The organism is Pseudomonas sp. PS02302 (genome assembly GCF_029959585.1).
GTDB classification, from domain to species: domain Bacteria; phylum Pseudomonadota; class Gammaproteobacteria; order Pseudomonadales; family Pseudomonadaceae; genus Chryseomonas; species Chryseomonas aestiva.
The window spans coordinates 1-9,302 of the sequence record NZ_JASCON010000127.1 but is presented as its reverse complement, the minus strand read 5'-3'; the positions used below and the strand labels follow the sequence as shown (position 1 = coordinate 9,302).

Annotated in this window: 9 protein-coding genes; 5 read left to right on the top strand and 4 right to left on the bottom strand. The window is 67.1% G+C overall.

The genetic code is table 11. From position 1 onward, the window contains the following. A partial coding sequence (locus tag QMX82_RS24885) for an NADH:flavin oxidoreductase/NADH oxidase (RefSeq protein WP_282288543.1) occupies positions 1-1,021 on the top strand: 1,021 nt, incomplete at its 5' end. A 48-nt stretch (positions 1,022-1,069) separates the two neighbouring features. Here QMX82_RS24885 and QMX82_RS24880 read toward each other — a convergent pair. The 3 genes from QMX82_RS24880 to QMX82_RS24870 form a co-directional block, all read right to left on the bottom strand. Then, on the bottom strand, positions 1,070-1,660 hold the full coding sequence (locus tag QMX82_RS24880; protein ID WP_282288542.1) for a YiiX/YebB-like N1pC/P60 family cysteine hydrolase: 591 nt from the start codon (positions 1,658-1,660) through the stop codon (positions 1,070-1,072). Between the two features lie 28 nt (positions 1,661-1,688). Next, complete coding sequence (locus tag QMX82_RS24875; protein ID WP_282288540.1) at positions 1,689-2,093, bottom strand: DUF4878 domain-containing protein; 405 nt, start codon at positions 2,091-2,093, stop codon at positions 1,689-1,691. Positions 2,094-2,231: 138 nt separating this feature from the next. Continuing rightward, positions 2,232-2,702, bottom strand: coding sequence for a nuclear transport factor 2 family protein (locus QMX82_RS24870; protein WP_208692567.1), 471 nt, complete (start codon positions 2,700-2,702; stop codon positions 2,232-2,234). Between the two features lie 190 nt (positions 2,703-2,892). Between QMX82_RS24870 and QMX82_RS24865 the strand changes: the two genes are divergently transcribed. After that, complete coding sequence (locus QMX82_RS24865) at positions 2,893-3,588, top strand: tellurite resistance TerB family protein (RefSeq protein WP_208692565.1); 696 nt, start codon at positions 2,893-2,895, stop codon at positions 3,586-3,588. Positions 3,589-3,591: 3 nt separating this feature from the next. On the opposite strand, the gene QMX82_RS24860 is transcribed toward QMX82_RS24865, so the two are convergent. Further along, positions 3,592-4,494 (bottom strand): LysR family transcriptional regulator, encoded by a 903-nt coding sequence (locus tag QMX82_RS24860; protein WP_282288537.1) that lies wholly within the window; start codon positions 4,492-4,494, stop codon positions 3,592-3,594. A gap of 146 nt (positions 4,495-4,640) precedes the next feature. Here QMX82_RS24860 and QMX82_RS24855 point away from each other — a divergent pair, with 146 nt between their 5' ends. The 3 genes from QMX82_RS24855 (at position 4,641) to prfB (ending at position 9,242) form a co-directional block, all read left to right on the top strand. Further along, positions 4,641-6,314 carry a GMC family oxidoreductase gene (locus QMX82_RS24855; RefSeq protein WP_282288535.1) on the top strand — a complete coding sequence of 558 codons (1,674 nt, stop codon included), beginning with the start codon at positions 4,641-4,643 and terminating at the stop codon, positions 6,312-6,314. A 109-nt stretch (positions 6,315-6,423) separates the two neighbouring features. After that, positions 6,424-8,046: an MFS transporter gene (locus QMX82_RS24850; RefSeq protein ID WP_282288533.1), complete on the top strand. Its 1,623-nt coding sequence runs from the start codon at positions 6,424-6,426 to the stop codon at positions 8,044-8,046. A gap of 100 nt (positions 8,047-8,146) precedes the next feature. Next, positions 8,147-9,242, top strand: a protein-coding gene (gene prfB / locus QMX82_RS24845) for a peptide chain release factor 2 (RefSeq protein ID WP_208692553.1) whose coding sequence is annotated in 2 segments (ribosomal slippage) — positions 8,147-8,218 and positions 8,220-9,242 — 1,095 coding nt in all. Because the reading frame shifts where the segments join, the coding sequence is not laid out codon by codon here. Positions 9,243-9,302: the final 60 nt, after the last annotated feature.

Sequence of the window (9,302 nt, the reverse complement as noted above, 5' to 3'; positions counted from 1 at the left end):
CCGCCCCCCCGCCGCCCCCACCCCCGGCCCGCGCCGCCCCCCGGGCCGGCGCGCCCCGGGGGGCGCGGGTCTGGTGATCTTCGAGGCCACCGCCGTCACCCCCGACGGACGCATCACGCCCCAGGATCTGGGCCTGTGGAAGGACGAGCAGATCGAGCCGCTGCGTCGCATCACCCAGTTCATCGAGGGCCAGGGCAGTGTCGCCGGCATCCAGCTGGCCCATGCCGGCCGCAAGGCCAGCACCTGGCAACCCTGGCTCGGCAAGCACGGCAGCGTGCCCATCGCCGAAGGCGGCTGGGTGCCGGTGGCGCCCTCGGCCATCGCCTTCGATCCCCAGCACACCCGGCCCACGGCGGTGGATCGCGACGACATCGCCAGCATCCGCCGGGCTTTCGTGGACACCGCCGAGCGGGCCCTGGCGGCCGGCTTCAAGGTGGCCGAGATCCATGCCGCCCACGGCTATCTGCTGCACCAGTTCCTCTCGCCGCTCTCCAACCGCCGAGAGGACGACTACGGTGGCAATTTCGAGAATCGCATCCGCCTGTTGCTGGAAGTGACCGCCGACGTGCGGGCGGTCTGGCCGGAAGAGTTGCCGCTGTTCGTGCGGGTCTCGGCCACCGACTGGGTGGAGGACGGCTGGGACGTCGACGAGACGATCGAACTGGCACGCCGGTTGAAGACCCTGGGCGTCGACCTGATCGACGTCTCCTCCGGCGGTACCGCGGCTCAGGCCGACATTCCCACCGGGCCCGGCTACCAGACCCAGTTCGCCGAGCGGGTGCGCAAGGAGGCCGGGATTCCCAGTGGCGCGGTGGGCATGATCACCGACGCTGCCCAGGCCGAGCACGTGCTGCGCACCGGTCAGGCCGACCTGGTGCTGCTGGCCCGCGAACTGCTGCGCGATCCCTACTGGCCGCTGAATGCCGCCGAGGCCCTGCGCGAAAAGGTCTCCTGGCCGCCGCAGTACGTGCGCGCCGCGCACCGGGATACGCCGCTGCGCAAGCCGTTCGGGGTGGAGTGAGACGAACGCGCCGGGACTTTCCGTTGGAGAGCCCGGTGCCGCCTGCGCTCACTGGCGGTAGATCCATTCCAGGCCCGGATATTCGGCGAAGGCTCGGGGCAGCAGGTAGTCGCCATGAAAGAGCGGCAGGTCGAGGCGAGTCCAGACCGGCGCGAAGGCAGGTGCATGACGTCCGATCGCCTCCGCCAGCAGGCTGGTGCAATAGCGGTGGGGCAGGTCGCGAGCGTCCAACAGGAAGGGCTTGCCTAATTGGGTGCGCAGGTCCTGAGCGATCTGCGCCCTCAGCGCTGCATCCAGAAAGCCCGGACGGGCGATGGCGAAATGCTGTGCCCTGGGCGGGTGGAGAAAGTCTGCCAGGGTGCTGAGCAGTACCTGATCGGGGTGCTGTGGATCATCGTCCGTCGTGGCATGGACAATCAGCACCCTGGGTTCCGTCGCTACCACCATGCCGACATGCGAATAGGCACCGCCGCTGGCCTCGCGGATCAGCGCGCTATCCATGGAGGTGCCCAGCCGAAACAGCCAGTCTCCTACCGCCAGCCCTGGCAGGCTGGCGGGATCGAGCGGCGGGTAGATGATAGGTGCTGGCCGTTGCACGACGAGCGTAAGCAGCAGGACTCCCCACGCCAGCAGGCGCACGGCGAAACACCCGGCCGTTATTCGTCGATCAGAGTCTTACCTTCCAGCCGCTCTCAACCTTCACCAGTCGCAGTTGCTCCTGGCGTTTCGGTGCATCAGCGTTCTTGAAGGTGACCGTGGCCGAGGTAGTGGCTGCGGTCTTGTCCGAGTTGTATTCCGCCTTGGCGACCTCGATGGACGCCAATCCGCCGAGACTTGCAGTCTTGCGCGCGTTTTCCGCGAGTCGGCCCTTCAACTTGCCACGAACCATGTCTTCCATGCCGGGCTGAGCGTTCTTGGGAATCTCGATGAGCTTGAAGGCCTGGTCTGGCTCGTTCTTGTAGACGGCTTCAAGAAAGCTGTGACTGACGTCTTCGGGGGTGTCGCTACCCGAACAGGCAGCGAGCATCAGGATGGCGGCGAGCAGGAGGAACAGGTGCTTGAGCGACGGCATGCGACGATCCTTGTCTGGAGTGAGTCCTCAGTCTAGGAGGGATCCGGCCAGTTGTCAGTCTGCTGTCGCCGCGGGTGTAAGCCACTCGGGCTGCTGCGCCGACGCCTGGCGGAAAGGCACCGGCAGGCCCTGCCCAGCCTAGGGTTTGGCCGGGCGCAGCATCGCCTCCAAGGCGTCACTGTCGTAGTAGTCGCCCAGGTACCAGATGCGCCCGTCGCGGATCTTCATGATGCTGGCGCCACGGATCTTCACCGGCTGCTTGCCGGTGGCGGTGACGCGGTTGCCGGTCAGTTCCCATTCGAAGGCGATGCTGCGCGGGCCGATGACCGGCTTGTGCACCATCTTCACCTGCAGATCGGGCACGGCCTTGAGGGTGACCTTGACGATCCGGTCGCGGGCCTGGGTGCGGCTGGTCTCGGTGGTGGCGGCGCCACTGTCGAAATACTGCACCTTGGGATCGAGCAGGGCGCTGGCGGCCTCGGCATCGTGATCGTTCCAGGCATCGAGGTAGCGATTGGCGATGACGCGTGCGTCCTCGGCGGCGGCCTGAACCTGGCCGGCGGTGAGGGCGAGCGAAAGCGCGAACAGCACAGCCAGACGCGAGCGCATGGGGTGTCTCCGGCAACTGCAAAGGAAGGCGCAAGAGTAGCGCCGTGGGCGGCCCGCGGTCAGCAATATTTTGTATCGACCGGCTGGTCGCCACGGCGACCCCGGCAACATCCGGTAAGCAGGTGGCGGGAGCGAGACGGCGTGGCCAGTGGTCCTAAAGGGCTGAATCCCGACTCTGTGGAGGTCATCCATGAACACCCGCGGTTTGCTTGATCAATTGCTCAAGGCGGGCCAGCAGGCGCTGGCCAAGAAGACCGGTCACTCGGCCCCCCGACCCGGTACCGCGTCCACCGGCAAGGATCCCCTGGGCGGTCTGCTCTCCGGACTGGGCAACAGCGGCCTGGCGGCCGGGGCCCTGACCGCGCTGCTGGGCAGCAAGCGCGGTCGCGCCATGGGTGGCAAGGCGGTCGGCTATGGCGGTCTGGCGGCGCTCGGCATGGTGGCCTACAAGGCCTATCAGTCCTGGCAGGCCAATCAGGCCCAGGGGACGGCGGCCGTCGAGCCGCGTACCGTGGATCGGGTACCGGAGCACGAAGCCGAGGCCCATGGCCGGGCGGTGCTGATCGCCCTGATCGCGGCCGCCAAGGCCGATGGTCACGTCGATGACCAGGAGCGCCAGGCCATCGAGGCGGAGATGGCCAAGCTGGACAACGATCCCGAGTTGCGCAGCTGGCTGCAGCGCGAACTGGAGCAGCCGCTGGATCCGGCCAAGGTCGCCGCCGCCGCGGAAACGCCCGAGATGGCCGCCGAGATGTACCTGGCCAGCCTGATGCTGATCGACGATCAGCAGTACATGGAAAAGGCCTACCTGGACGAGCTGGCGCGCCAGCTGCGCCTGGAGCCTGGCCTGCGCGCCGAGCTGGAACGCGAGGCCGCGGCGGTCTGACGGCTAGGCGAGCGGGCGTTCCTCGCCCAGCAGGACGCTCCGCTCCGCCGCACAGAGCTGCAGCAGGAAATCCCAGACCACGCGCAAACGCGCGGAGCGGTGCAACTCCCGGTGGGTCGAGATCCAGTACTCGCGGGTGAAGGACCGCTCCGGGAGCACGCCCTCCAAGGGGGTGTTCTGGCCCACCAGATAGCATGGCAGCACCGCGATGCCGATGCCGGCGCAGGCCGCTTCGCGCTGGGCGATGACGCTGGTGCTGCGAAAGACGATGCGTGGCTCGGGGCAGAGGCCCTGGATGAATTGCAGTTCGCGGGTGTACAGCAGGTCATCGACATAGCCGATGAAGGTCTGCTCGCCGAGATCGGCGTGGGCGTCCAGCGCGGGTGCCCGATCCAGATAGGCGCGACTGGCATAGAATTTCAGGCGATAGGGCGTCAGCCGCCGGCCGATCAGGCCTTCGGCGGTGGGTCTTTCCAGGGTGATGGCGATGTCCGCCTCGCGGTTGGTGACGCTGACGAAGCGCGGCACCGACACCAGCTCCACTTCCAGTCCGGGATAGTCGCGCAGCAGCGCCCCCAGGCGCTGGGCGAGAAAGCCGGTGCCCAGGCCCTCGGTCACTCCGACCCGCACCTGGCCCAGCGGATTGAGGCGCTGGGTTACCGCCTCCTGGGCCAGCAGCGCGGCTTCTTCCATCGCCTGGGCATGGGCGAGCAGCGCCTGACCGGCCGGTGTGAGCTGATAGCCGCTGGCCTGTTGCACCAGCAGCTGGCTGCCCAGGGCGCGTTCCAGGGCCTCCAGGTGGCGGGCGACGGTCGCATGACTGACGCCCAGACTGCGGGCGGCGGTGAGCAGGCGACCATGGCGCTGGACCTCCAGAAAAACCCGCAGATCGTTCCAGTCGAACATCCCTTTTCCTCGTCTAGGCCGGTGTGCCCGGTTGCTTGCTGGGCATTGTTCAGAAATGCACAGCCGTTGCCCGTTTTCTGCGACTGTTGTTCGCGGATGACGACACTAGGATAGGGACCACAACAACAAAAAAGCGAGGGAACGTCATGCCCGGTCCTGCTGCGGAATATGACTTCATCATCGTCGGCGCCGGTCCGGCCGGCTGCCTGCTGGCCAATCGGCTGTCCGCCGATCCGGCCCATCGCGTGCTGCTGCTGGAAGCCGGCGGCCGTGACAACCATCCCTGGATCCACATCCCCGTTGGCTATCTGTTCTGCATCGGCAATCCGCGCACCGACTGGTGCTTCAAGACCGAGGTGGAAGCGGGCCTGGGTGGCCGCGCGCTCAACTATCCTCGCGGGCGGGTGCTGGGCGGCTGCTCCTCCATCAACGGCATGATCTACATGCGCGGCCAGGCCCGCGACTATGACGGCTGGGCCGCCGCCGGCAATCCCGGCTGGGGCTGGCAGGACGTGCTGCCACTGTTCAAGCGCATGGAAGATCATTGCGATGGCGCCTCGGCCTTTCATGGTGCCGGAGGCGAATGGCGCGTCGAGCGGCAGCGCCTGCACTGGACGCTGCTCGACGCCTTTCGCAGCGCCGCGGGCGAAACCGGCATTGCGCCGGTGGAAGACTTCAACACCGGTGACAACGAAGGCTGCGGCTACTTCCAGGTCAATCAGCGCAATGGCGTGCGCTGGAATGCCGCCAAGGCCTTTCTCAAGCCCATCCGCCAGCGCGCCAATCTGCAGGTGCTGACCGGTGTGCAGGTGGAGCGGGTGCTGCTGGAGGAGGGCAGGGCACGGGCGGTGCTGGCGCGGCTGCCGGGCCAGGCCGAGCCCCAGCGCCTGGTGGCGCGGCGGGAGATCGTGCTCTGCGCCGGGGCCATCGGCTCGCCGACCCTGTTGCAGCGCTCCGGCATCGGTCCGCGCGGTCTGCTCGAAGGCCTGGGTATCGGTGTCCGGCACCGGCTGGAAGGGGTAGGCGGCAATCTGCAGGACCACCTGCAACTGCGCCTGATCTATCGGGTGCACGGCGTGCCCACCCTCAACGCCCTGGCCGGCAGTCTCTGGGGCAAGCTGGGCATGGGCCTGGAATACCTCTGGAAGCGCAGTGGTCCCCTGGCCATGGCGCCGAGTCAGCTGGGCGCCTTCGCCCGCTCCGATCCGGCGCAGCCCTCGGCCAATCTGCAATACCACGTGCAGCCGCTGTCGCTGGAGCGCTTCGGCGAGCCGCTGCACGGCTTTCCCGCCTTTACCGCCTCGGTGTGCAACCTGCGCCCGGCCAGCCGCGGCCAGGTGACCATCCGCAGCGCCGACCCGCTGGCCGCGCCGCTGATCCAGCCGCGCTATCTCAGCGCGCCGGAAGACCTCAGGGTAGCCGCCGATGCCATCCGCCTGACCCGTCGCCTCGTCGCCGCCCCGGCCCTGGCCGCCTATCGGCCCGAGGAATACCTGCCGGGACCGGCCTACCAGAGCGAAGCGGAGTTGCAGCAGGCCGCAGGGGCCATAGGCACCACCATCTTCCATCCGTCCGGCACCTGCCGCATGGGCCAGGACGCCGACGCCGTGGTCGATGCGCGCCTGCGGGTACAGGGCATCCCGGGGCTGCGGGTGGCCGACGCCTCCATCATGCCGACCCTGGTCTCGGGCAACAGCTGCTCGCCGACCCTGATGATCGCCGAGCAGGCGGCCACCTTCATGCTGGCCGAGGCCCGCGAACAGGGCCGCCACGAGTTGCCCGCCGCGGTCGCCAGGGCCAGCGCGGTCTCCGCTGCCTAGACGCGTCCATCCGGTTTCACCGACGGCGGGGCCTCCCGCCGTTTCCACCGTAGTAGCTGTCGCCCATAACAACAATCAGCCCGGCGATCCCGGGTCAGGAGAACGTGCGATGTCCGACTATGCCCAACCCCGGGTACAACCCAGCGCGGCCAGCAGTCGCCGCGAAGAGCGCAAGGTGATCTTCGCCTCGTCCCTGGGGACCGTCTTCGAGTGGTATGACTTCTTTCTCTATGGCGCCCTGGCGGCGGTGATCAGCAAGCAGTTCTTTGCCGGCGTCAATGACACCACCGCCTTCATCTTCGCCCTGCTGGCCTTTGCCGCCGGCTTCGTGGTGCGACCCTTCGGCGCCCTGCTGTTCGGACGCCTGGGCGATCTGGTCGGCCGCAAGTACACCTTTCTCGCCACCATCATCCTCATGGGCATCGCCACCTTCGGCGTCGGCCTGCTGCCCACCTACGCCAGCATCGGCGTGGCCGCGCCCATCATCCTGGTGTTGCTGCGGCTGCTGCAGGGCCTGGCCCTGGGCGGGGAATACGGCGGAGCCGCCACCTACATCGCCGAGCATGCACCGCCCGGCAAGCGCGGCGCCCACACCAGCTGGCTGCAATCCACCGCGACCCTGGGGCTGTTGCTGTCGCTGGTGGTGATCCTGGTCTGCCGCTACCTGACCGGCGACCAGTTCGAGGTCTGGGGCTGGCGCCTGCCGTTCCTGCTGTCGATCTTCCTGCTGGCCATCTCCACCTGGATCCGCATGTCCATGCACGAATCGCCGGCCTTCCTGCGCATGAAAGCCGAAGGCAAGCAGAGCAAGGCACCGATCCGCGATTCCTTCACCAACTGGAGCAATCTCAAGGTGGTGCTGATCGCGCTGTTCAGCATCAACGGCGGCCAGGCGGTGACCTTCTACCTGTCGCAGTTCTATGTGATGTTCTTTCTCACCCAGACCCTCAAGCTCGACCCGGTGCTGGCCAACAACCTGCTGATCATCAGTGTGATCCTGGGCGCCCCCTTCTTCGTCATCGCCGGCTGGCTGTCGGACAAGGTCGGGCGCAAGCCGATCCTGATGCTGGGGCTGCTGCTGGCCACGGTGCTCTACTTCCCGCTGTTCAAGGCCCTGACCCACTACGCCAATCCGCAGATCTACCAGGCCAGCCAGCAGGCGCCCATCGTGGTGACCGCCGACCCGGCCACCTGCACCTTCCAGTTCGACCCGGTGGGCAAGGCGCGCTTCGACAGCCCCTGCGATAAGGTCAAGACGCTGCTGGCCAAGAGCGGGCTGCCCTACCGCAGCGTGGCGGCGGCACCGGGGGACGCGGTGCAGGTCAACGTCGGTGACAAGGTCATCGCCGGCTTCGACGAACCGGCCCTGCGCGCGGCGGTGCAGGCCGCCGGCTATCCGGCCAAGGCCGATGCGGCCCAGGTCAACAAGCCGATGGTGGTGGCGGTGATCTTCGCCCTGATCCTGATCGCCACCCTCTGCTACGGACCCCTGGCGGCGCTGATGGTGGAGCTGTTCCCCACGCGCATCCGCTACACCTCCATGTCGCTGCCGTACCACATCGGCAACGGCTGGTTCGGCGGCTTCCTGCCGACGGTGTCCTTTGCCCTGGTGGTCTATACCGGCGACATCTTCTACGGCCTCTGGTACCCGGTGCTGGTGACCGGAGTCAGCCTGGTGGTGGGGCTGCTGTGCCTGCCGGAAACCCGCCACCGCGATCTCGACGCCGATTGAGGCCAGTGCGGGCGGCGCACCCCGCCGACCGCTGAGTTTCGCCGCCGATTGGGTTATACTCGCGAGCTTTTCCACAGCTTTTCTCGCGAGTGTTTCCCCCATGGAAATCAACCCGATCGTCACCAGCATCAAGGACCTCTCCAGCCGCACCGAGACCATTCGGGGGTATCTTTGACTACGATCTGAAGAAGGATCGTCTGGTCGAAGTCGAGCGCGAGCTCGAAGACCCCGCCGTCTGGAACAAGCCGGAGTACGCCCAGAATCTTGGCCGCGAGCGCGCCCTGCTGGCCCAGGTGGTCGGCACCCTGGACGAGCTGAACGGCGGTCTGGCCGATGCCACCGACCTGCTGGAAATGGCCGCCGAAGAGGAAGACCAGAGCGCGGTCGATGACGTGGCGGCCGAGGTGGGGCGCCTGCGCGGCATCCTCGAGAAGCTGGAATTCCGCCGCATGTTCAGCGGCGAGATGGACCCCAACAACTGCTACCTGGACATCCAGGCCGGCTCCGGCGGCACCGAGGCCCAGGACTGGGCCAACATGCTGCTGCGCATGTACCTGCGCTGGGCCGACCAGCATGGCTTCAGCGCCGAGATCGTCGAGCTGTCGGAAGGCGAGGTCGCCGGCATCAAGGGCGCCACCGTGCACATCAAGGGCGAATACGCCTTCGGCTGGCTGCGCACCGAGATCGGCGTGCACCGCCTGGTGCGCAAGAGTCCCTTCGACTCGGGCAACCGTCGCCACACCTCGTTCACCGCAGTGTTCGTCTCGCCCGAGATCGATGACAACATCGACATCGAGATCAATCCTTCGGATCTGCGCGTCGACACCTACCGCTCCTCGGGCGCCGGCGGTCAGCACGTGAACACCACCGACTCCGCGGTGCGGATCACCCACGTGCCCACCAACACCGTGGTGGCCTGCCAGAACGAACGCTCCCAGCATGCCAACCGGGACACCGCCATGAAGATGCTGCGGGCCAAGTTGTACGAGCTGGAGATGCAGAAGCGCAACGCCGCGTCCCAGGCCCTGGAGGATTCCAAGTCCGATATCGGCTGGGGCCACCAGATCCGCTCCTATGTCCTCGACGCCTCGCGGATCAAGGATCTGCGCACCGGCGTGGAACGCAGCGACTGCGACAAGGTGCTCGACGGCGATCTGGACGAATACCTCGAAGCCAGCCTCAAGCAGGGCGTTTAATCCATCATTTCCTGTAGGAGCGGCCCATGGCCGCGATAGAGCTCTATCGCGGCCATGGGC